The organism is Aquirufa sp. ROCK-SH2, from assembly GCF_054558315.1.
This window is the reverse complement of record NZ_JBPXKB010000003.1, coordinates 234,641-258,400: the sequence shown is the minus strand read 5'-3', so window position 1 is coordinate 258,400 and position 23,760 is coordinate 234,641. Positions and strand designations below refer to the sequence as shown.

The following is a 23,760-nucleotide window of genomic DNA, read 5'->3' as shown; positions in this document are numbered from 1 at the left end:
AAAATTCAACTTTCATCGATCGTGAACCTGTTAAGTACCTATTAAAGCATATTTAAACGTATATTTAAAGTCTGATTTAACATTTCATCATCTACATGCGCCTAAGCATCTTATTTATTTTTTTTCTCCATTTAGCCAGTTTGACTGCATTCGCACAAAACAAATGTGATTGCGTTTTGCGGGGCACAATTAGTTCAAGTGAAACAAAACAAAAAATAGGGAATGCGACTATCTATTTAAAAGGCACCAAATTTGGGACAAAGTCAGATGAAAAAGGTTTTTACCAATTAAATAATATCTGTCCAGGCACCTATCAGCTAGTTTGTGAATTAAGTACATTCGACAAGTTCGAAATGAGTGTTACTTTAAAAGAGGAAAATCTGCAAAACATTGATCTACACGAACACGAAGAGCATTTACAAGAAGTGATTGTATCGGGTAAAAAATCAGAAGCAAGTAGTCAATTGACAGGTAGACTTTCAGATGAAGAACGTTCTCAAAAAGACGGATTAAGTCTTGGAGAAATGATTAAAGGTATCAGTGGGGTTCAAAGCTTACAAACGGGCAGTACGATTTCTAAACCAGTCATTCATGGAATGCACTCATCTAGAGTCATTATTTTAAATCAAGGAGTCCGCCAAGAAGGACAACAATGGGGTAGCGAACATGCTCCAGAAATAGATCCGTTTGTTTCCAAAAACATACAAATTATTAAAGGACCAGCTGGTTTGCGCTTTGGAGGAGATGCCATTGGAGGGATTGTATTAATGGAACCAAATGCTTTAGCAGATACGGCTGGGATAAAAGGGGAATTACAAAACATTTATTTCACCAACGGAAGGCAATGGGTTTTATCTGGAAGTTTAGAAGGTGGAATAAACAATTTTAAAGGTTGGGGCTGGAGAATTCAAGGAACCATTAAAGATGGGGGCAACATTCAAAGTGCCAACTATTACTTAGCCAATACAGGAGTTAAGGAAGAAAACTTTTCGGCACAATTCGGGTACAAATCAAAATTATGGGGCTCTGAACTTTATTACAGTAGATTCCACAATATCATTGGTATATATTTAGGATCACACATTGGTAATGTTGGTGATTTGGAAGCTGCTATCGCCAATCCTGTTCCTGCAAATATATACACCCCCACTCAGTTTATTAGAAATATAGAAAGGCCTAATCAAGATGTTTTTCACGACTTATTGAAAATTAAAAACTTTTACAAACTAGAGAATGGTTCTGCAATTCGGGGAACTTTTGCCTATCAATTCGATGAAAGATTGGAGTTGGATGTCTTGCGGGCTGGAAAGAATGTCAATAATTTAAGATTTGAATTAGACACTTTTACTGGCGAATTATTATTGGATGAAACCAATGATTCCAAAACATGGAAAGGACAATTTGGACTTACATTCTTGCATCAAGGAAATATAACATCGGGTAAAGCTGTAAGGAATCCCACGATATCCAATAGCCTTTTACCCAATTATTTTCAAACTAATTTAGGAGTATTTGGTATTGAGCGACTGGCTAAGGAAAAATATGAATTAGAAGTTGGACTTCGTTTTGACGCAAAAAATTTAGAAACCCATCGTACATTAATCAGTTACTCAGGTCAATCCAGAAGTGATCAATACAATTTCAATGGCATTTCAGGTAGCATTGGGGCAAAATATCATTGGACCGATCAATTAGAAAATCATTTTATTATTGCCAGAGCCTTTCGGGCACCCAGCGCGAATGAATTATTTTCGTATGGTGTCCATCATGGTGCTGGAGCATTTGAAATCGGGGATCCCTATTTAAAAGGAGAAACTGCCACAAATTTGAGTTTAAACACTATTTTCAATAAAAATAAATTAGAAGTAGAACTAGGTTTGTTTTATAATTACATTCAAAATTTTATCTACTTAAGGCCGATGGTAGAAAATGGAGAGCCTTATTATATTCAAACTGTCAGAGGTGTTTTTCCTGGTTTCGAATATCAACAAATCAATGCTACTTTTCAAGGTATCGATGGAAAATTAACTTACCAACTAGACAAACATTGGTCTTTAACGCATAAAGCAAGTATCACAAGGGCGTATGATGTAAAAAACAAGGAATATTTGGTTAATATTCCTCCAGACCGATTTGAATATCAAATTCGCTATCAATTTAGTCAATCGGAACAATACATTAGCGCTGGAATAACAGAGGTATCAAGACAAACGCGTGTAGAACCTGGTTCAGATTATGTTGAACCTCCCAAAGGCTATCAATTGGTAGAAATAAATTGGGGATTGAAAGTGCGCAAATTTGACTTTGGCATACGAATCAGCAATGCATTAAATGCGGCCTATAGAGATTATCTAAATAGATTTAGATACTTCACAGATGACCAAGGAAGGAATGTAAGTTTGAGGGTTAATTATAGAATATAAGGTAAGAGGTAAGAGGTAACAACATTTCTTGATTCTCTTTTCTACATCTTTTGACTTCGATGCTTCGACAAGCTCAACAACCATGCTTCGATAGGCTGAGCAACCATTCTAGGAAAGGCTTCAAACTGTTCTCAGTCAAACCCTAATTGTTTAAAAAAATTGAAAACCGCTTTAACTAATTGTAAATAAGGCCTAAGCAAGGAATCTTTTTGATATAATCAATTTATCAATTAACTGAACTTTATAACACGTAAATTGCAGGGGGTAAGGGGACGCATTACCCCTTAAAAAAAGAAAATCAGAATCACTAACAGAAAACTTATATTTTAGATTAGAAATTAATAAACCTATTACCTATTTTACCTGTTACCTTTTACCTCTTACCTATTACCTTTTACCTCTTACCTCTTACCTATTACCTCTTACCTATTACCTCTTACCTATTACCTCTTACCTCTTACCTCTTACCTTTTACCTCTTACCTCTTACCTCTTACTTCCTCAGCCATGCTTCTGGATTCTGACGAATGGTGTTTTTCCAAACTTGAAAATTAATTTCAGCCGTTCCATCATCATCTGATGCAACAGATCCAATTCGTTGACCCGTTTTAACTCTTTGCCCCGTACTTACAGAAACATTATCCAATTTACTATATACAGTAAAGTAATCTCCATGTTGAATGGCGACAACCATATTAATGCCTGGAATATTTACCACTGACTGTACAACTCCTTCATACACTGAATGAACTGCTGAGCCTGGAGATGTTTGAATATCAATACCATTATTATTTATCATGACACCTTTTAAAATAGGATGTTTATGAACCCCAAAATGGTCTGAAATAAATCCAGAAGGAACAGGAAATGGCATTCTTCCTCTTAATGCACCAAAAGAACTTGCCAATTTAGCTTCTTCTGCATTCATGTAATAAGTATTACTTTCTAAAACAGGTTGTTTGGCCTCTACCTTCGAACTAGCAGCCTCTTTAGATTCTGCAGCTTTTTCAGATTTAGCAATTTCTGTTCCAGAAGAATTCTTCGCTGATTCTTTTTCGGATTTATCTACATATTTTGGAAGTGATCCATCTGTCTTTAAAGTAGGAAGTGCTGGCTTGTTCACCTCCATTTTCTTGGCTTGTTGAGCCATTCTCAATTTCCTCTCTCTTTCCTGACTTTTTTGAATTTCACGAGCAACGATATTGGTAATTAAATTGTCCAATTTTCGAATTGCTAACTTCTTCTTTTCTAGTTCAATTCTTAGTTTTTTCTCTTGCTGAGTTAAAACGGTTACTACTTTATCCTCTTTTGTTTTTAATACTTCTAAGGTTTTCTTCTCTTTTTCTTTTTCAACAATGACCTTCTTCTCTTCTTCCTTTTTAAAAATCACCTTTTGTTTTTTGGTCATTAAATCCTGGCGAGTTTCAAAAATTTTATTGGCTTGTTTTTTTCTATTGATTGAGAAATGGCGCAGATAATCAAATCGCTTCACAAACTCTCCCAAATTATCCGATAAAATCAAAAAAGTTAATTTATTATATACATTGGACGTCTTTTGTGCTTCGTAAAGCATAATTGCATAAGCACGCTTCAAACGTTTCAATTTCTCGGCTAACACATCACTTTCTTTGGTTAACTTTTCAGCCTCTTGTGCTAAAACAACTTGGTTTTCTGAAAGTATATTAATTTGTTTCTTTTGTACACCTATCTGCTCTTTTAAAACATTCAATTTACCAATAGAAGCATTTTTCTTTTTGGAAGTCCGAGAAATGATCGAATTCAACTCCTTGATTTTGGCCAAGTTATCTTTCTTTTGTTGTTCCAATTGAGTTTTTCTATCAACCTGTGCCAAAGCACTAAAACCCAGGATAACAAAAAGGATAAGAAGGGAATTTTTCAAAAATTTTAACATTATTTTTTCAATAATTTTTCAGGAACACGGAAAGGAAATTGCAAAGGAGTATCTAACAATTCCACTTTGGAATACTTAATACTAATGACCGTTTGCTTAATTTGATTCTCTTTATTTTTCACATCCAATGTAATTGAACTTGAAAATGGAAACAATATTTGATTGATAGTGGAAAAATCTTCATAATCCATCACCATTTTATTATTCGAAGGTTCGTCACTCACCAACAATTTTTTCAGTTTCCGATTAGGTCCTACAAAATTATCAATCTTAATTTGTCCCTCTTCTTGTTTAAAAACAAAGTTATCATTCTCACGTATTACCCGAGAATTATTCTTCTTAAAAGGCTGATTTCCAACGATTAATGACTGTAAAATATTATAATCAATTTTAAAACCCATTAGAACACTTAAACTATCATAAGTTAAGTCAAAGTATTCATTGTTGATTTTATGATAAAACTGGATTCGATCTTTAGTGAATAATCCTGTTGCACCAGTAATCATTGTCACAGAAACATTTACCCAAATAATACTATCTTTTTTTACTCGTATATCAACGGTATAATTATCCTGATTATTACTAGTTTTCCAAGAAACTTTAGATTTAGCTTTTAAATAATTAAAATTCAATTCTTCGGAACGAAGCTTTAAATCTGGATTTTCAATCAAATTCTCTGACTTACTAGAAACACTATCTATTTTTAAAGAATCTGTTGCTATAATAGCTGGACTTAGAACACTATCTATTTGTATTTCCTTCAAAATGGGGCTAATTTTTTTCGAACAAGAAAAAATTCCCACCGATAAAAGGAAGCAAGAAAAAATAGAAAGGAAAGCCTTAGATGGCATACATTAAATTTAATTTTACAAAAATATCTCAATTTTCCGAAAATTGCTTCATCTGAATTTTTTTATCCAAAATTAAACTTGCTCCAGGTAGCTTTTTTGCAATTTTCCAAGCATTAACTGCCTCCTCTACTCTGCCTAATTTGATAAAGGTATCACCCAAATGCTCCCAAACAACTGAATTTTCCTTTTTATCACCTTTAACTGCCTTTTCCAAATAGCCTAAAGCAGTTGTGAATTCGTTTTTTTGAAATAAAACCCAAGCATAAGTATCTAAATAAGTTCCATTGTCAGGAAATTGCTCAACTAATTTTTTAGCCATCAAGGCAGCCTTTTCCAAATTCGTTTTTCGAAGGGATAAATAATAACTATAATTATTTAATACATGTTCTTCATTCGGATCCTTTGAAAGGACTTTTTCGAAACTACTATCCGAATCTTTGGAACGACCTAAAGCATGATAAGTGTCTCCAAGAATGGAATACAATTGAATATACCATTCATCTTTTTCTGTTACATAAGAAATAGCAGTTTCCAAAGAGGCAAGCGCTTGAAAATTTTTCCCTAAAATATGCTGAGCAAAACCTAATTGAAAATACAAAAAACCTTGATTGGGGAACAAATTCAATGCTTCTTCTACATGCACAATCACGCTATCAATCCGGTTTAATTCAAAATCGATTTGAATTATTCGTTGCCAAATCTCAAAATTATTGGATCCTAAATGAACAGATTTTAAAAAATACACTTGCGCCTGGTCTAATTTACCTTCGCTGGTTAACACATCCGCCTTTAAGGATAAAAATTTTGATTCACTTGGAAAAACCAACAAAATTTGATCCAATAATATATTCGCTTTTTGTAAATCTTCTTTTGACTTCAATAAACTAAATACATTCAATGTCATAGCCCCAACCATTTGATATTCCATTTGTGGGTCTTTTAAACTATTGGAAATATTTCTGACAGCAAGATCAAAATTCTTATGTTCAACATAATATTTACTCAGAAAAATCGGAATTTGCCCCATCTCGGGATATTTATTGGCAAGTTGTGACAATACCATTTCTGCCTTATCCCATTTTGAGAAATCGATTAAATCAAGTAATTCCCAAGAAAACAATGTTTCTTCAGGATAATCGACTAACAATTTTTCGCCCTCGGCTATCATTTGATCAAATGAATTTTGCTTCAAATAAATCAATTGTTTCATTCGATGTACTCCCGGATATTCTTCTAATTCCAAATGACTAATGTGAGATAAGGAATTCAATGCCTCATCATACTTTTCTTGGTACAAATAGGCCTGCGACAAACGAAGATTCACTTCTGTTTGTTTATCATCGTATTGCAAAAGTTGCGTTAAGCATTTGACTACTTCATCATAATTTTTATTTACACTTAATAAATCAGCATACAATAAACCATAATCCAAGGAATTGGGAGAAAGCAGATTGGCTTCTTTGGCATTTTGCAATGCATTTGCCATACTTTTTAATTCCAAATGAGCTTTGGCTAAATAAAAATAAATAGCAGGATTGTCCTTTACCTTTTGAATCATTCCTTCCCAAACCAGAATGGCCTCGTTATAATCTGATTTCAGATATAGGCGCATCCCTTCCGCAAAAGTTTCTTCTTGAACAGACATAGATGGGGATTTTGAAACAGGGCTAGCTGTCTTTTTATCCTGACTTAAAGCCTGAAAGAAACCTCCAAATAGAAAAGAAAATACTAGAATTAGGATGAATTTTTTCATATCGAACTTGAAGATACTGAATAGATTAGAATCTTGACAAAAAAATTAAAAATCAGGGGATAAAATCAAAGATAATTCGATACATTCGGGTTAAAAATTAAACTATATGCGATTATTTTTGACTTTACTTCTTTTTTCTAGTGTCTCGCTTTTTGCACAAGAAAAAACCATGACTTTTGAAGAATACGATCCTGTTTCAACTTTGAAAGTTCCAGAACATCAGGTTACACGAGCTAAATATCCCTTCATTGATATTCATAATCACCAAGGAAATATGCCTAATCAAGATTTGGCTTTTTTGCTTAAGCAAATGGACAGCTTGAACATGCGAGTAATGGTCAATTTGAGCGGAAAAGGATTCCAAAGAAATGCAACAAGAGAGTCCGGAACTGATTTTCTCATTCAATCTACCAACGCTGGAAAGGAAAAGACAAACAATCGAGTGGTTGTTTTTACGAATTTAAATTTCAATGACATTGATCATCCGAATTGGTCTTCTGAAACAGTAAAAGCCTTAGAGAAAGAAGTAAAAGCGGGCGCAATGGGTTTGAAAATTTATAAAGATTTAGGTCTAGAAGTAAAAGATAGCAAAGGGAATCGCATTGCGACAAACGACCCAAGATTGGATCCTATTTGGGCGAAATGTGGAGAATTAAATATTCCTGTTTTGATTCACACGGGAGAACCCATTTCATTTTTTGATACGCATGACAAAACCAATGAACGCTGGTTAGAACTAAAACAATTTCCGAGCAGAGCTAGGCCTTCATCCAAATATCCTTCTTGGAAAATAATCATGGACGAGCAAACGGATATTATTCGAAAGCATCCAAAAACAAAATTCATTTCAGCACATCTGGCATGGTTGGGAAATAATTTAGGTGAATTAGGACGATTATTAGACACCTATCCCAACATGTATACAGAAATTGGAGCTGTGATTCATGAATTAGGAAGACAACCCAAGAATGCAAGACAGTTTATGATTAAGTACCAAGACCGAGTTTTATTTGGTAAGGACATTTGGACAACTTCTGAGTATTATACGTATTTCAGACTTTTAGAAACGGGCGATGAATATTTTCCTTATTACCGAAAAAGACATGCTTTTTGGAGAATTTATGGCTTAGAATTACCTGATGAAGTTTTGAAAAAAGTCTATTATAAAAATGCCCTACATCTTTTGCCTTTGATAGATAAAAAACAATTCCCTAATTAGATTTTGCTAGGGAACGATTGAGAAATTCCAACCAGATTTTAGCGCCATTTTTATTCCAATGAGAATCTGATTTGAAATAATTTTGAGAAGCATTCACTTTTAGAGAGTCCGATGGATCAATGATCTCGACCTTTAAATTTGGATGCTTTTTTAGTCGGTTTAACAATTGATTCGTTGAAGATTTTTCAGTTTGCAAAATGGCAACGGGGTTGGCTGGAATACTAATTAATACGCGTTTGAACCCAGCCTTTAAATAATAATCATTTATCTCATTCAAATCAGACACGAATGAATCGATTTCTTGATTTGTAAATGGATAAAAAGAACTGCTAGAAACAGAAGGATCTATGGTTTCTTTTAAGTACAAAAATGAGCTATTGTGTGCTAATGAAGCAGCATGATCAATCCTTTGAAACCAATTCAAATTTAAACTTGCTTTCAATTCTTTGATTTTCCGAAAAACTCCTCGACTAAATAGGATAAAATCCAAATTAGTTTCCAGGGTTTTGTGATATAAAACTTGCTTAACAGCCTCATTCAGATCATGCAAAGAAGGGAACTTAAATGTATTTTGAGCGACAGCGGACTGTTTTAATTCAGGTTTGGCAATTGCAATTCGAGCATTCACTTCAGATAATTTCAAACGCATAATTGCATTACGCTCTACACATTCTATCAAAAGAATTGAATTGGAAGATTTTAACTGATTGGAATTAATTAAGGTGTCTTCCGTCCATCTAGTGAAATAAGCATTCTTTACACCCTTAAAATAGGTGGAATTTTCTTCAAAGGAACTATATAAATAGCTATCGCACAAAATGAATAAATCCTTTGTACGTTGAATCGTATCCAAGTAAGACGGTAATTCAACATAACTTGGATCTTTTACAATTCTGAATTGCGGCAAATAGGTAAATCCATATAAATCGCCAAAAGTATATTTATCAGATTGTAGATTTTCAGGCAAGTGGTTACTGAGTTTATTTATCCACTTCATAGAAGCATCTGAGCCAGTGCAAACTAACACAAATGCAAAGAGCACAAATAAAAACCAAGCTAAAATTCTACGCATGTTAGAATTGGAAATAAATGAATTGTTTTAAATTAAATACACCCAAAAAGTAGATGCTTAATAAACAAGCAACCATTATCGGCCAAAAATATTTACCATTTAATAAGGAATTTTTCCAATTTAATTTTTCAGCTATGATCAACAAAGCTGCCAAAATAAAGCATAAAATTAATTCGTTGGCATTTAAAGCTAAATTCAATCGATCGGAGAATGACAAACTCGAAAGTTGTTTAAAAAATAATTTTACTTCCGAAAATTTGGGAATTCTAAAAAACACCCAAGCGAGTGTTACCAAAGCGAAAGTCCAAATTTGATAAATCACTTTTACAAAACTCGATTGAATTTTATCTGCTGCTAAGGCTGGAAAAAAGCGGTTGATACTTAATCCGATTACTTGAAATGCACCGTGCAAAAATCCCCAAATAATAAAATTCCAACTCGCCCCATGCCAAACTCCAGAAAGAATAAAAACAATCATGATATTCATATACCATTTTGGTATAGATACACGATTCCCTCCTAAAGAAAAATACACATAATCTTTGAACCAAGTTGACAGTGAAATATGCCATCTTCTCCAAAATTCAGGCAATGATTTAGCTAAATAAGGGCCGTTAAAGTTATCCATTAATTTAAAACCCATTACCCTTGAAGCACCGATTGCCACATCAGAATAACCCGAAAAATCACAATAGATTTGAAAGGAATATAAAAAGGCAGCGACCAATAAGTTTAATCCTGTTTGTTGACCTAAATCCTGATAGGCTGGATCAACAACCATTGCAAAACGATCAGCAATCACCACTTTTTTGAAAATCCCAAATGCCATTTGCAATAATCCTGATTTAACTCGAGGCCAGTCCCATTCATGTTTCTCATAAAATTGATGCAACAAATTTTGAGGGCGTTCAATTGGTCCTGCAACCAATTGCGGATAAAACATGACATACAAACTGTAAATCCCAAAATTTCTTTCTGCTTTTTGATGACCGCGATATACCTCTATCGTATAACTCATGGCCTGAAAAGTATGAAAAGATAAACCTATTGGCAATAAAATATTAAATGCTGGCAAGTGGTAGTCGGCACCGATTAAATTGGACAAAAATCCAATGTTTTGGTCAATGAAATGATAATATTTAAAAATAGCCAAAACTCCAATATTGGCAATTAAACTAAAAGCCAGAAATATCTTTTTCTTTTGACCAGTAAATTTCTCGAGATATATTCCTGCGAAATAATCAATAACAATCGTAAAGCCTAAAATAACAATGTAAATAGGTACAAATGCCATGTAAAAATAGCATGAACCCAACAATAACAATAGCCATCGATATTTGTGATTCAACAAAAAATAGGCACTGGTGATTAGTCCAAAAAATACCAAAAAATGGAGTGAATTGAATACCATATTTATTGTGGGATAGAATTTAAATAGTTGTTAACTTCATTTAGCCAAATTGTCGCTCCATTGGAGTTCCAGTGAGTATCCGATTGGAAAAAGTTACTCCTTGCATGAACTTTTAATTTAGGTGAAATATTCAACATGGATGCTTTTAAATTTGGTGAAGCTAAAATTCGTTCTAATTGGTGATTTTGTCCAAATTCATTTTGGCCAACCAAATCATAGGGATTTGGAATAATTGAAAATAGGACGTAATCAAAACCTTTTGATTTAAAAAACTGATTTAATTCATTGATTTTAGCTACTTGATCCTCAATTTCGGTTTCAGTAATTGGATAAGCGGCACTTCCTACATGTGTTTTACTAACCGTATTTTCCATGAAGAGAAATTGACGATCTTTGGATAAAACAACAGATCCGTTAACACGGTCAAACCAATTCAACAATAAATCTGATTTCCACATTTTTAAATTCAATAAAAAATCGAAATCAAACAGAATAAACTCTAAATGTGTCTCAATATTTTTATGATAAAATGTCTCACTTACCCACTTATTAACATTTCCTATTAACCTCCTAAAAAATGCTTTCCAATCTATTTTATCATCGTAAGCATAATGAACTGTGGAAGCATTTACCGTTCCAGATAAATTTGAAAAATCTGATTTATTCGTAATATTTTTCAAATTTAAATCTGTGAATAGATTTCTTAGAACGATTTCGACAATGATTGCATTTTTGTGGTTATTAGAGAAACGAGGCACTTCCCAGTTTGAATCTTTTAATTTCAAAAAATGCACATTTTTTGCCCTTGCAAAATAATCCTTTTTACCGTCAAAAGTTCCAAAGACATAGCTATCACAAATAAAATACAATGACAAGTCTTTTTTAGATTCAACAATACCCTTGGGCTTATTTAATTGCTCTACTTTCTTGATTTTAAAACGCTCCAAATAACAAATTCCAAACAAATCACCATATTGATATTTTGGAGAGCTAAACATTCCTGTCGACTGATACCTAGATTCAGTAATCTCCTTCATTGAGTTCTCCGAAACGGAGACTTTCAATAAATAAACACAAGCGACAAAAATACAAGCGGCAACAATTTTCTTCATCTTATTCCTTCTAAACTACCCAAACTCTTACTTGTAAGGTGGATTCGTCTATTTCGATAGAATTAAATTCTTTAGCACTTTGATTCACAAAGTCCAAAGTTAATGCTTGAACTTCTTGTGAAATATAGGTTTTAAAATCAGTCAAGCTACTGATCCATTCTTCATCGGCATTCAATACTTCAATCCGAATCTTATCGACCACATCAAAGCCAGAATCCTTTCTTAAATTTTGAATACGGTTGACAAATTCTCTAGCTTTCCCTTCTCTTATTAATTCAGGAGTCAATTGATTATCCAAAGCAATGGTTAAACTTCCTTCACTAGCCGTCAAATAGCCCGGCATATCTTCCGTTAAAATTTCAATATCGGTTAAATCAATCGCAAAATTACCTCCTAAAACAATGGCATTTTTTGATTCAATTTCCGACAATTCATCCTCAGACATAGATGAAATCAAATCAGCAACTTGCTTCATGTCTTTGCCAAATTTCGGCCCTAAAGCTTTGAAATTAGGTTTCACTTTTTTGCTTAAAACGCCAGAAGCATCATTCAAATAATTTACTTCTTTTACGTTCACTTCCGACTTGATCAAATCCTCTACGCGACGAATTTGCTCACGAACACTTTCCTGTAAAACTGGAACTAACACTTGCGCCAAAGGTTGACGTACTTTTAATTTATGAATCTTTCTCAAAGAGTGTACCAAAGAACAAATTCTTTGTGCTAATTCCATCGACTGCTCCAAATCTGTATCTTTCAAAGTCCCATTCACTTTCACGAAATCAGTCAAATGTACCGACTCTTTATTCGACAAATTCTTGTACAACCACTCTCCATAAAAAGGTGCGATGGGCGACATCAATTGAGCAACCGTTTCTAAGCAAGTATATAAGGTTTGGTAAGCAGATTGCTTGTCTTTACTAAAACCTTTGTCCGCTGATTCTGGATTCCAAAAACGTCTTCTCGACAAACGAACATACCAATTGGATAAATGATCACAAACAAAGTCTTGAATTAATCGACCCGCTTTGGTTGGTTCATAAGTTTCGTAAGCTTCTTCCACTTCTTCTATTAACGTCATTAATTTAGATAAAACCCAACGATCTAATTCCGTTAAATCTTCCTTTTGAATTTCTTCTAATTGTCCCGACTTAAATCCATCTAAATTGGCGTATAAAGCGAAGAAATTATAGGTATTGGTCAACGTTCCAAAGAACTTATTTCTTACCTCAGTAATCCCTGCTAAATCAAATTTTAAATTATCCCAAGGTTGTGCATTGGTAATCATGTACCAACGCGTAGGATCTGCTCCGTATTTTTTTAAGGTGTCAAATGGATCGATGGCATTGCCCAATCGCTTGGACATTTTATTACCATTTTTATCCAAAACCAAACCAGTTGAAACCACATTTTTAAATGCTACCGATTCTTCCACCATGCTAGAAATCGCATGAAGCGTAAAGAACCAACCTCTCGTTTGATCCACTCCTTCTGAGATAAAATCCGCTGGATAATTTTGCTTAAAAGTTTCTTGATTCTCGAAGGGATAATGCCATTGAGCAAATGGCATCGCACCTGAATCAAACCAAACATCAATCAAGTCTAATTCACGACTCATCAATTGGCCACTTGGACTCAAACAATACACTTCATCCACATAAGGACGGTGTAAATCGGCTTTACCTTCCGCTAAAGCTTTCAAAAAGGCATCATTTCCTTTTCTTTGATCTGTACTTAACTTGCCAGAATTATTCGCTTTTTCTAACTCACTTTTAAGATCAGCCAAAGAACCCATGCAAATTTCTTCAGAACCATCTTCTGTTCGCCAAATGGGCAAAGGAGTTCCCCAATAACGAGAACGAGATAAATTCCAATCCACTAAATTCTCCAACCAATTCCCAAAACGACCTGTTCCAGTAGATTCAGGTTTCCATTGAATCGTTTTATTCAATTCAATCAATTTTTCTTTTACAGCAGTTGTTTTGATAAACCATGAGTCCAATGGATAATACAAAACAGGCTTATCCGTTCTCCAACAATGTGGATAAGGGTGATCAAACTTTTGAACATTAAATGCTTTATTTTCCGTTTTCAACTGAATAGCAATTCGCTCGTCAACAGATAAATATTTATCACGACCTTGCTTTTGCTTTTCACTTTCTTTCTCCTCGTCTGTTAAGTAGGCTTCTTTGACTGGTTCCAGAGCATAATCTGTCACTTCCTCCACAAAACGACCTTGACGGTTTACCAAAGGAACTTCCTTTCCAGAGGCATCCAACACCAAAATAGCGGGAATCCCGTTTTGCTGGGCTACACGAAAGTCATCTGCGCCAAAAGTAGGAGCCGTATGCACAATTCCTGTACCATCTTCAGTGGTAACAAAATCGCCCAATATTACTCGAAATGCTGCTTCTTTCGGCTGAACATAAGGCATCAATTGCTCATATTCTACCCCTTCCAATTGGGCTCCTTTGCACTCTCCCAATACTCGATATGGAATAGCTTGTGGCTTTTTATCTGCCGCCAAATAAGCGTAAAAGTCGCCATTTTCTGCAACAGCTTGAAAATAATTTTTCACCAAATCTTTGGCCAAAACTACATGAACAGGAAGATAAGTATATGGATTAAATGTTTGAATTAATACATAAGTAATATTCTTCCCAGCGGTCAATGCCGAGTTAGAAGGCAAGGTCCAAGGCGTAGTTGTCCATGCTAAGACATATACATTTTCACCTTTGGCCAAATCGAATAAAAATTCAGATTTAGCATTTTGAATCACTTTAAATTGGGCTGTCAAAGAAGTATCTTTTACATCTCTATAACAACCTGGTTGATTCAATTCGTGTGATGACAAACCTGTTCCTGCAGCTGGAGAATAAGGTTGTATGGTATAGCCTTTGTACAAAAGACCTTTGTCGTATAATCGTTTTAATAAATTCCAAACGCTCTCAATATAATTGGCTTGATAGGTCACGTAGGGATTTTCTAAATCCACCCAATAGCCCATTTTTTGAGTCAAATCATTCCATTGGTCAGTAAATTTCATGACCGTTTCACGGCATTTTTGATTGTATTCTTCTACGGAAATCGATTTCCCAATATCCTCTTTGGTAATGCCTAATTCTTTTTCTACTTGCAATTCTACAGGTAAACCATGCGTATCCCATCCTCCTTTTCTCTTTACTTGTTTGCCTTTCAAAGTTTGATAACGACAAAAAATATCTTTGATGGTTCTTGCCATGACGTGGTGAATACCAGGAGTACCATTGGCAGAAGGCGGACCTTCAAAAAATGTAAAACTAGGTTTCCCCTCTCTCGAAGATATTGATTTCTCGAAAATCTCATTCTCTTTCCAAAATGATAATACTTCGTCTGCTACCTGTGCGTAATCTAAATTTTTATATTCCTTGAAGTTCACTGAATTGTCGGTTTTTATATTTTACGGCAAAATTGAGGCAAATTTACAAAAAATTATTCACCTTTTTTTTGCCAAAAAAATCGATTGAAATTTTTATTAAAAATAATGGACGAACCATAAGTACGGTTGATTTGGTAAGAGTTTAAAGACCCCGCTAAAGTGGTTTGAACATTGCGCGTATAAGCCTTCCACCTGAAACTTCCATCCTTTTTAATAAACCACTCCGTAGACCAATCTCCTAAAAACATTTGCAAGCTTGTTTGATTTCTAGCATCCGTAAAACCTCCACTTCTTGTAACCCGAAGTTCATCATTAATGGTATAGGTTGCTCTTAGTTGTAAATTCGTTAATAAATCTTGATTCAAACTACCTCCACCTAAATACACATCTATATTTAGATCCTTGTTAATTTTGGAAGCCAAATTACTTAATTGATTGGAAAGCATCTCCGTAAAATTACCCACCAAACTACCCAACTCGATTCCGCTTCCTCCATAAGGTGGAACTAATTGACCAAACAACAAGACATTACTTACTTGCCTGGTTAATTCTTGCTCATCCGTTTTTATCCGATTGGCAAAAGCGGTAACTGAACTATTAAAATTGACATCTTTGGGATAATCTCTAATTCCAACATTAAAGCTTATATCTGGCGATAACAATCTATTTTTTAAATTAATACTCACATCGACAGGATACCTTCTTTTGTATTCTGGAGAATTGGCTTTATTGGAAGTATCTAAAAGTATTGGATAAAGAGAGGCATATTGTGTGTAAATAGCTTTGATATTGACTTGTGCATCCAATGGATTTCCTTTCCAAGAAATTTTCGAATTCTTTTCTATACTAAACTTTTTATTGATAACATTTTGAAGGGTAAAAGTATAATCCCCTTGATCAATGGCATATTCACCATTCATTTGAAATTTACCTTTTTTATCCAAAGTCATGTTGACATTTCCTTGACCATAAACACGCATCAAATCACCTTTTTTCTGATCAAATTGGACTTCGCCATAGGCCTCTGGAGTTAATTCCAAGTCCAAATTCATTTGTATGCCATCATCCGATAATTTCTGAGTTAAACTTTGTTTTTCCAGTTCAGTTGAAGCTTTGATTGTTTTGCTTAAAAATTCATAATCTTCTTCATCGGAGAAAACCTCTTCCCTGTCTAGAGGAATAAATAAACGTGTACCTTTTTCAGATTTCAAATTACCCGAAATCATTAAATTTTGAAGCGTACCATCTATTTTCATCAATCCACTTGCATAACCGATTCCGTAATAAATAGAACTCGGATTTCTTTGTGTATTCAATATTTTAAATTTCGACAATTCAGCTCCAAGAGATAATTCAAAAGGTTTATCCAACGGAAAAGAAACTGCAGTATTAACCTTAGCTGTGTTCCCATCCGCATCTTTCACCAACCAATTTTTTCCAATAATTTGTCGAGGTAAAAACTCAATGGTATCTGAAAATGCCAAAGTAGTATTCAAATAATCAAAGGTGACTCCAGCTTTCTGGACAGCCAATTTACCCGTAACTATCGGCTGAGATATCGTGCCACCAATATGTAATTTACCCAATGCAGTTCCCTTAAAATCCGAAAATACTCCCACAGTAAAGGGCTCCAAAATTTGCAAATTTGTTTTGGTCAAATCAGCTACCAAATTCAGCTTTTCATTCTCCTCAAAGGGTTGATAAATGCCACTCATAGACAAAACAGATTCACCAAATCGATTTAAATTAAAATCTAAATCCATGACTTTTTCCTCTGCACGATAGGTACCCAAACCCAACAAATTACCCATATATACTTTACCCAATCGGAAGGAATCTATTTTCGCCCAGGCATCAATATGGGTATGTTGATACCAATCTTGTATGCTTAACTCAGCGTTTAACTCCCCAACAGACTTAATCGAAAAAATGGGCTTCAAGGTTTCCAATTGAAACTTTTTAGCCTTCAATGTCAATACATTCGTAGAATCTTTAGAAATGCTACCTTGCAATGATATAGATTGCTTATTGTTCGAAATAAAAACATGATCCGCCTTTAATTCTTTGCCTAAAAAACTCAATTTATTGAGCGGATCAATGGACCAATCTTGCCCTAAAATCCTAAAATAGGAATCCTTAAATTTCAATGAAAATCCTTCTTTTTCAAACTTCCAAATACCCCCTAAATGGGCTGAATTTTCCTCTTCTTGCTGTTTGAAATCCAAGGTGAAATTGATTCGGTCTTGGTCCCACAATGCTCCTAATTTAAAATTTTCAGTAGGAGTCAAAAAATTCAAATGTTGCCTTCTCGACTGAAAAACCAAAGAACTAGATACTTCCGGACTACCCAAAAACTTGGAACTTTGGAAAGAAAAAATAGATTGATAAAATTTATATCCTCCAAAAACTAAAGTATCTGGATAAGCCTCCAAACTAAGATTTAATGCACGGCCTTTCATGATATTTCCTGAAAAAACCGTGTTTTTAGCAAGGTCAATGCTTGGGAACCAACGTGCTAAAATGGGTGATAAATGGTGACAAATAATCGTAAAATCAGCATGATATTTATCCGAATTTTCAGCATTTTTTTGGGCATAAAATAGCGCTCTTTCTGCATCATTTTTCTTAAAATAATTTCCATACTCTCCCCATAATTGCAATAAATCACTCTTCAACTGATTCGGCAAAAAATCACCTTCTACATCAATCGAAACTAAATCTGAATTGAGCTTATAGCGTTTCTTATTTTTACGACTTATGTCAGAATTGAATGACAATAAATCAACGGACAATTCGGGAACATTTGGCTTTTTAATGAGCAAATCTGTCAAAACAATTCCTCCTTCGAAATCGTCTAAATCATTGAATTTCATATCCAATTTAAAATCAGCATTGACTTTCAAAGGAGATTGAATTAAATTCAAATTCACCAAATCAGCTCGAGTGATTCTACCATCTAATTGATAATGAGGCTTTTCATTTCTTAGATTAATTTCACCAATCATTGTTGCCAATAAATTCGAATCTTTCACAGAAACAGCACCTTTGAACAATTGCTTCTGTAAATTCCCTCGAAGTGCTACGCGTTTATAGGCATAATGATTCAAATTGATTTCAGATATTTGTCCATCAAAATCAATATTAGCTGATCGATTGGAGAATCCCGTTCCTTTGATGTTTGCATCTAAATCAATGGTCCCAACATAATCTTGCAGATCTACCAGAACGCCTAACCTAAATTTCTTTAAGGAAACTTTACCTTTGTAAGCTGAAAATGCCATGGAATCCTTCAAAGCCATATCAAAATTAGCCTCCATATAACCTAGGCCTGTTTTCATTTTACCAGAAGTAGAAAAATTCAAATGGGTTCCAACAAATGTTCCATCCAAAGTACTTGGACCCAAAATTTTCATTTTTTCAGCGGCTGGTTTAGAAATAAAAGTGGCCAAATCTTGAGGAACAAAAAAGGAGTTTTTCATTTTAAAATCCATCAAGGTCTTCTTAACATTTGGCAAACCTTTAAATCCAAAATCTCCTTTTAAAACACTTTTCGTACCAAATCCCAATTCAAAGTTTTTCAAATTCAAGGATTCAACTGTTCCGTTTAATTGTCCTTTTAATCGATAAATTCCTTTGTATTCATTCATCGAAGAAACAAATCTCCCTAAATCTTCTCCTAAAATCTTGGCATTATCAAAATTAGCCTGCATGTTGACCTTCGTATTCCAACTACTCAATGAACCTTTGTTGGCATAATTCATGACAACTTTATTCTTCAACCAAGAATCATTGAACCACAAAGAAAGCTGATCAAAACGCATCTGTTTGTCTGAGATCAAAAACTTAGTATCTAAACTCTTAACCGTAAATTTGGTATCTGGATCAATGCCAGAAAGCCCTATGGTTTGTAAGGCTATGGTATCATCCTTGACATAAAATTCTTTAACTTTTGAATGGATTTTTTGAATGGAGAAATGGGAAATATCAAAATGAGTGGGGGTTCCTTCGTCTACAGTTTGAAAATCATCCAAAGCAAAAGCCCCATCAATTACTTCAGCTTCATGAATAAAAAACATGGAACTAGGTGCCTTAGGATCTTTTTTACCAGGACTAATCCATTTTGATAATCGATCAATGAATTCTTCCAAATTCATTTTTCCCGATTTTTTTTCAAAAATCAAATGTACTTTTGGACGAACCAATCTGGCATAATCAAGGGCGGGTTGTGTTTGCCCCAATAACAAATCATAGATACTAAAATTTACATCCAATTGATGAATGTAAATCATTTCTTTTCCCCAAGGGTCTTTCACTTTTAATCCCCAAAAGCTGACTTCATCAAAAAACTTCAGCTGTATTCGATCTAAAGTAAGCGGATAACCAATGGCCTTTTCAATTTTAGGCGCATAATATTTCGCAAGAAGCGTTTGATTGGAAGGTGCCCTCAACAGCAAAATGAACATAAATAACAACAAAAAGATAGCCACTAATCCATAGAGGAACGACTTGGCTAAAATTTTGAGATATTTAATCATATTTTCTTTGGAAGAAAAAATCTATTCCGGCAAATTTTGCCCTATTTTTGCAGAGAATTTACAAATATGAATCTACTGGCAATCGAATCTTCATGTGACGAAACCTCCGCAGCTGTTATGGTTAACGGAATTTTACGTTCAAATGTTATATCTACTCAACTCATTCATACTGAATGGGGAGGTGTAGTTCCAGAATTAGCCAGCAGAGCACATCAGAAATCTATTATTCCTGTTGTCCAAGAAGCTCTACAACTAGCAAATATAAACAAAAATGACCTGAATGCCATTGCTTTTACCAGAGGGCCTGGTTTATTGGGGGCCTTATTGATTGGCACTTCTTTTGCCAAGTCTTTGGCATTGAGTTTAAACATCCCGCTTATTGAAGTAAACCACATGCAGGCGCATGTATTGGCACATTTTATCGAAGATCCCAAACCACAATTCCCTTTCTTGTGTTTGACAGTAAGTGGTGGACATACACAAATTGTTTGGGTAAAAAGCGCCTTGGAAATGGAAATCATTGGAGAAACAATGGATGATGCAGTGGGTGAAGCATTTGATAAAACAGCTAAATTGATCGGTCTTCCTTATCCAGGTGGACCACTCATTGATAAATTGGCCAAAGAAGGAGACCCCGATCGATTTAAATTTCCAATGGGGGAAATTCCAGGATTGAATTTTTCATTTTCAGGAATTAAGACCGCCATTTTATATTTTTTACAAAAAGAACAAAAATCCAATCCTGATTTTATCGAAAATAACAAAGCGGATATTTGTGCTTCAGTTCAGAAAACCTTGATTGAGATCCTTTTAAGAAAAGTTAAAAGAGCAATGAAGGAGAAAAATTGTAAACAAATCGCCATTGCTGGTGGAGTTTCTGCCAATTCAGGTTTAAGGACTCGTTTGAAAGAAATGGGAGAAGAACAAAATTGGGAAGTTTTTATCCCCGCTTTTTCTTATTGCACAGACAATGCAGGCATGATTGCCATGGCAGGATATTTCAAAGCATTGGCTGGAATTTACTCAGATCAAAATGTGAGTCCATTAGCTCGAATGGAATTTAATTCTCACAAAAATTAACAATTTATACAGGTTTAGTCAGGTTGATTTTCTCCATCAATTCACCAACATGAGAATCACTGACAGGGATATCATAGGTCCCAATTTTAATTCTTTGTTGTTTGACTTGCTCAATTTTTCGAAGATTAACGATAAAGGATTTATGAACTCTCAAAAAATTAAAACCTACCACTTTGGCTTCAATGGACTTCATCGTCAATTTTGTTAAAATGGGTCTTTTTTCCCCTTCAATGAAAATTTTTATATAATCTTTTAGGCCTTCAATGTGCGTAATTTGTGGAATAGAAATCCGAACTAGTGAATATTCTACATTGACAAAAAAGAAATCTTCTTGATTTTGGCTTGCATCTGCTTGAATAACTTGTGCAGGTCTTTTAGATTGAAATAATTGCAAGGCTTTTTGAGCAGCCATCGTAAATCGCTCTAAACTTGCTGGTTTGACCAAATAATCTACAACATCTAAAGCGTAACTCTCAATCGCATAATTTTCATAAGCAGTGACAAAAACAACCAAAGGTTTTTCCTTCAATGTTTGTAAAAATTGTGTACCCAACATTCCAGGCATTTGAATATCCAAAAACATTAAATCTACTTGATGTACATTCAAAGCTTCCATGGCTTCAAAAGCATTTTTACATGAAGCGACTAAATTTAAAAAAGGTAATTGCTGAATATTATCTTCTAACAATTTTCTCCCCATACTTTCATCATCTACAACAATACAATTCATCTTTTGCATACCTTATTTATTTTTATGTAATGAAATGGCTAATTTAACAGAGAAAAATCCATCAATTTGATCAATCGATAATTGATGCTTTTTAGGATAGAGTAAATCCAATCTTCGAGACACATTTTTCAAGCCAATACCCGAATCAGGATCTTTGCTTTCAGTAAGGGATGTGCCTATTTTATTGATTACTTGAAAATTCAAAACCTCAGCGCTCATAAAAAACTCAATTCGAATGGTAGGGTCAATCACATTTCCAACCCCATGTTTGAACGCATTTTCAACAAATGGAATTAATAACATTGGTTCAATCATATAAGCTCCTGCCAAGCCTCTTTGCTCAAACTCAATTTTCACATCGTCTTCAAACCTGATTTTTTGCAAATCAATAAAATTTTGCAAATATTCTAATTCTCTACTTAATGGCACCATCGATTGATCGGAATCGTACAACATATAGCGCATCAAAGATGATAATTTTATGGTAACAGCTTCCGCCTCTTTCCCTGATTTCAATCGAATTAAATATACTATGCTATTAAGAACATTAAAGATAAAATGAGGGCTAATCTGTGATCTCAAAAAGGATAATTCCGATTTCATCTGTTCGCTGCTTTTCTCTTCTTTCTCTGCTTCTATTTCAATGAATTCTAAAAGCAAACCATAGGTAGAAGCAATTCCTGCGATCATAATCAAAGGGAAAACCCCAAAAATTTTCTTCGGACCCTCATCGAATTGCTCAAACGACATGAAATACATTTGTATCAAATATTGAATGCCCATGAAAGCAAAAACCAAAACAACCAGCGAAAGAATAAACATTAACACCCCTCTTTTTTTAAATACATAAGGTATCAAGACCCATGTAATGATGTAAAATAAAGGCACAACTGTTGATAATTCCAACCATATATGTTCTGAAAACTCTGGATTTTCATGTGGATGCGGATGGGTATTTTCATGCGGATGATGCACAGGACTTAATAGAGGTAAACCTACCCAAATACCCCAAAGGGTTAGATTAAATAAAATCTTAAATGTTAATTTCGCGTTAGGGGAATTCCAAACTCGCCACATAGGTTTTTAACTTATAATTCTACAAAGCTATACATTTTAAAAGCAATAGAAAATTCAAACTACCAGCCCAACATTTTCATCGACCAAATACCCATTCAAGCCTATTTGCGTGGGAATACAATTTCATCGACAATAATTTGTTTTAGATAGACTTCTATACGCCACTCATCGAAAAATGAAAGTTCTTACAAAAAAGTTCATTAGCTTGCCGAACATTTAAACGCTAAAAAAATATGATTAATTCAATCCGCCTAAAATCAGCTTTGATTTTACTACTAAGTTCAAGTACATTATTTGCTCAAAATACCTCAACCATAAATTCAAATGATTCTGTAAAACACAAAAAAACAGAATCTCAGAAAATGAAAACTTTGTTTTCAGATAGCAAAACTTTTCAATTAAAATCTTGGGGATTATCCATGTCACCTTTGGTTCAATTTGGTCAAATTGGTCAACAAAGAGGATTTAATTTTGCCTTCCATGCTAATAACAAATGGGCGATTGGAATTGCACATATCAGAGGCATCGGCGATAGACATGACATGATGAATTCAACAGGAGTTTTCCAAAAACCTGAAACCGCCTTTACTGCTCTCTCATTAGAATACACCGCCAAATCCAATTCAATTTTACACGTTAGTTTTCCATTTATGATTGGATCCATCGTTTCACGTGATCCAAACATGATGTTAATTCAACCAGCCTACTCGCAAAGTATATACGACCCAAGAATGGACAACCATTTAGATAACCACGCTGACTTCAGAGGACCTAAATCTTTGGGGATTCAAGCAGGAGTTAATCTAGAATTAAATGTTTTCAAATACGTGAAATTATTCTCAGGGGTTAATTATCGTTTCGCTGCTGGAAAAAATTCCACACAAGAAATGGAAGGCATTTCAGGAACTGTGGGATTGAAATTAGGGTTGTTTGATCAAAAAATCAATAAAGGTAAGAGGTAAGAGGTAATACGTAAAAGGTAAAAGGTAAAAGGTAAAAGGTAAAAGGTAAAAGGTAAAAGGTAAAAGGTAAAAGGTAAAAGGTAAGAGGTAAAACCGATGGCTGAGCGGAGTCGAAGCCAAAGGTCGAAATGATGTTAATTATGACCGAGGCTCTCGAAGCCAATGATTTTATAAACAAGAGAATATCTGAAACCTATCACCTCTTA

The 23,760-nt window shown here is 34.4% G+C and carries 14 protein-coding genes; 4 read left to right on the top strand and 10 right to left on the bottom strand.

Annotation, left to right across the window (positions count from 1 at the left end; genetic code table 11):
• Positions 1-95: 95 nt before the first annotated feature.
• The gene (locus V7S79_RS08230) at positions 96-2,423 is read left to right on the top strand and encodes a TonB-dependent receptor (protein WP_459490099.1); all 2,328 of its coding nucleotides are present in this window, start codon (positions 96-98) and stop codon (positions 2,421-2,423) included.
• Between the two features lie 492 nt (positions 2,424-2,915).
• On the opposite strand, the gene V7S79_RS08225 is transcribed toward V7S79_RS08230, so the two are convergent.
• The 3 genes from V7S79_RS08225 to V7S79_RS08215 are packed head-to-tail and all read right to left on the bottom strand — an operon-like array spanning position 2,916 to position 6,938.
• Positions 2,916-4,322 carry a murein hydrolase activator EnvC family protein gene (locus tag V7S79_RS08225; RefSeq protein WP_459490098.1) on the bottom strand — a complete coding sequence of 469 codons (1,407 nt, stop codon included), beginning with the start codon at positions 4,320-4,322 and terminating at the stop codon, positions 2,916-2,918.
• A gap of 11 nt (positions 4,323-4,333) precedes the next feature.
• Positions 4,334-5,185 (bottom strand): DUF4292 domain-containing protein, encoded by an 852-nt coding sequence (locus V7S79_RS08220; RefSeq protein ID WP_459490097.1) that lies wholly within the window; start codon positions 5,183-5,185, stop codon positions 4,334-4,336.
• 28 nt (positions 5,186-5,213) lie between these two features.
• On the bottom strand, positions 5,214-6,938 hold the full coding sequence (locus V7S79_RS08215; RefSeq protein WP_459490096.1) for a tetratricopeptide repeat protein: 1,725 nt from the start codon (positions 6,936-6,938) through the stop codon (positions 5,214-5,216).
• A 106-nt stretch (positions 6,939-7,044) separates the two neighbouring features.
• Between V7S79_RS08215 and V7S79_RS08210 the strand changes: the two genes are divergently transcribed.
• On the top strand, positions 7,045-8,157 hold the full coding sequence (locus tag V7S79_RS08210) for an amidohydrolase family protein (RefSeq protein WP_459490095.1): 1,113 nt from the start codon (positions 7,045-7,047) through the stop codon (positions 8,155-8,157).
• Here V7S79_RS08210 and V7S79_RS08205 read toward each other — a convergent pair.
• From V7S79_RS08205 to V7S79_RS08185, 5 genes are read right to left on the bottom strand one after another with little or no spacing between them, the layout of a single operon-like run.
• Positions 8,150-9,229, bottom strand: coding sequence for a hypothetical protein (locus V7S79_RS08205; protein ID WP_459490094.1), 1,080 nt, complete (start codon positions 9,227-9,229; stop codon positions 8,150-8,152). The genes V7S79_RS08210 and V7S79_RS08205 overlap by 8 nt on opposite strands.
• Position 9,230: 1 nt before the next feature.
• Positions 9,231-10,640 carry an MBOAT family O-acyltransferase gene (locus V7S79_RS08200; protein ID WP_459490093.1) on the bottom strand — a complete coding sequence of 470 codons (1,410 nt, stop codon included), beginning with the start codon at positions 10,638-10,640 and terminating at the stop codon, positions 9,231-9,233.
• A gap of 2 nt (positions 10,641-10,642) precedes the next feature.
• Positions 10,643-11,752 carry a hypothetical protein gene (locus V7S79_RS08195; protein ID WP_459490092.1) on the bottom strand — a complete coding sequence of 370 codons (1,110 nt, stop codon included), beginning with the start codon at positions 11,750-11,752 and terminating at the stop codon, positions 10,643-10,645.
• A gap of 10 nt (positions 11,753-11,762) precedes the next feature.
• Positions 11,763-15,170: an isoleucine--tRNA ligase gene (ileS, locus tag V7S79_RS08190; protein ID WP_459490091.1), complete on the bottom strand. Its 3,408-nt coding sequence runs from the start codon at positions 15,168-15,170 to the stop codon at positions 11,763-11,765.
• Positions 15,171-15,223: 53 nt separating this feature from the next.
• A complete protein-coding gene (locus tag V7S79_RS08185) occupies positions 15,224-19,705 on the bottom strand; it encodes a translocation/assembly module TamB domain-containing protein (protein WP_459490090.1) in 4,482 nt (1,493 codons plus the stop codon).
• A 66-nt stretch (positions 19,706-19,771) separates the two neighbouring features.
• On the opposite strand from V7S79_RS08185, the gene tsaD reads away from it, so the two are divergent.
• Positions 19,772-20,785 (top strand): tRNA (adenosine(37)-N6)-threonylcarbamoyltransferase complex transferase subunit TsaD, encoded by a 1,014-nt coding sequence (tsaD, locus tag V7S79_RS08180; protein ID WP_459490089.1) that lies wholly within the window; start codon positions 19,772-19,774, stop codon positions 20,783-20,785.
• Positions 20,786-20,789: 4 nt separating this feature from the next.
• On the opposite strand, the gene V7S79_RS08175 is transcribed toward tsaD, so the two are convergent.
• Positions 20,790-21,524, bottom strand: coding sequence for a LytR/AlgR family response regulator transcription factor (locus V7S79_RS08175; RefSeq protein WP_459490088.1), 735 nt, complete (start codon positions 21,522-21,524; stop codon positions 20,790-20,792).
• Positions 21,525-21,527: 3 nt separating this feature from the next.
• A complete protein-coding gene (locus tag V7S79_RS08170) occupies positions 21,528-22,592 on the bottom strand; it encodes a sensor histidine kinase (RefSeq protein ID WP_459490087.1) in 1,065 nt (354 codons plus the stop codon).
• Between the two features lie 233 nt (positions 22,593-22,825).
• On the opposite strand from V7S79_RS08170, the gene V7S79_RS08165 reads away from it, so the two are divergent.
• Positions 22,826-23,554, top strand: a complete 729-nt coding sequence (locus V7S79_RS08165; RefSeq protein ID WP_459490086.1) for a hypothetical protein — start codon at positions 22,826-22,828, stop codon at positions 23,552-23,554.
• The last annotated feature ends 206 nt before the right edge of the window (positions 23,555-23,760 follow it).

What these genes read in the sequence shown, in the direction of transcription:
- V7S79_RS08215 (WP_459490096.1), bottom strand. Translation starts at nt 6,938, where the DNA reads ATGAAAAAATTCATCCTAATTCTAGTATTTTCTTTTCTATTTGGAGGT.
- V7S79_RS08205 (WP_459490094.1), bottom strand. Translation starts at nt 9,229, where the DNA reads ATGCGTAGAATTTTAGCTTGGTTTTTATTTGTGCTCTTTGCATTTGTG.
- V7S79_RS08200 (WP_459490093.1), bottom strand. Translation starts at nt 10,640, where the DNA reads ATGGTATTCAATTCACTCCATTTTTTGGTATTTTTTGGACTAATCACC.
- V7S79_RS08220 (WP_459490097.1), bottom strand. Translation starts at nt 5,185, where the DNA reads ATGCCATCTAAGGCTTTCCTTTCTATTTTTTCTTGCTTCCTTTTATCG.
- V7S79_RS08170 (WP_459490087.1), bottom strand. Translation starts at nt 22,592, where the DNA reads ATGTGGCGAGTTTGGAATTCCCCTAACGCGAAATTAACATTTAAGATT.
- V7S79_RS08210 (WP_459490095.1), top strand. Translation starts at nt 7,045, where the DNA reads ATGCGATTATTTTTGACTTTACTTCTTTTTTCTAGTGTCTCGCTTTTT.
- V7S79_RS08175 (WP_459490088.1), bottom strand. Translation starts at nt 21,524, where the DNA reads ATGCAAAAGATGAATTGTATTGTTGTAGATGATGAAAGTATGGGGAGA.
- V7S79_RS08165 (WP_459490086.1), top strand. Translation starts at nt 22,826, where the DNA reads ATGATTAATTCAATCCGCCTAAAATCAGCTTTGATTTTACTACTAAGT.
- tsaD (WP_459490089.1), top strand. Translation starts at nt 19,772, where the DNA reads ATGAATCTACTGGCAATCGAATCTTCATGTGACGAAACCTCCGCAGCT.
- V7S79_RS08230 (WP_459490099.1), top strand. Translation starts at nt 96, where the DNA reads ATGCGCCTAAGCATCTTATTTATTTTTTTTCTCCATTTAGCCAGTTTG.
- V7S79_RS08185 (WP_459490090.1), bottom strand. Translation starts at nt 19,705, where the DNA reads ATGATTAAATATCTCAAAATTTTAGCCAAGTCGTTCCTCTATGGATTA.
- V7S79_RS08195 (WP_459490092.1), bottom strand. Translation starts at nt 11,752, where the DNA reads ATGAAGAAAATTGTTGCCGCTTGTATTTTTGTCGCTTGTGTTTATTTA.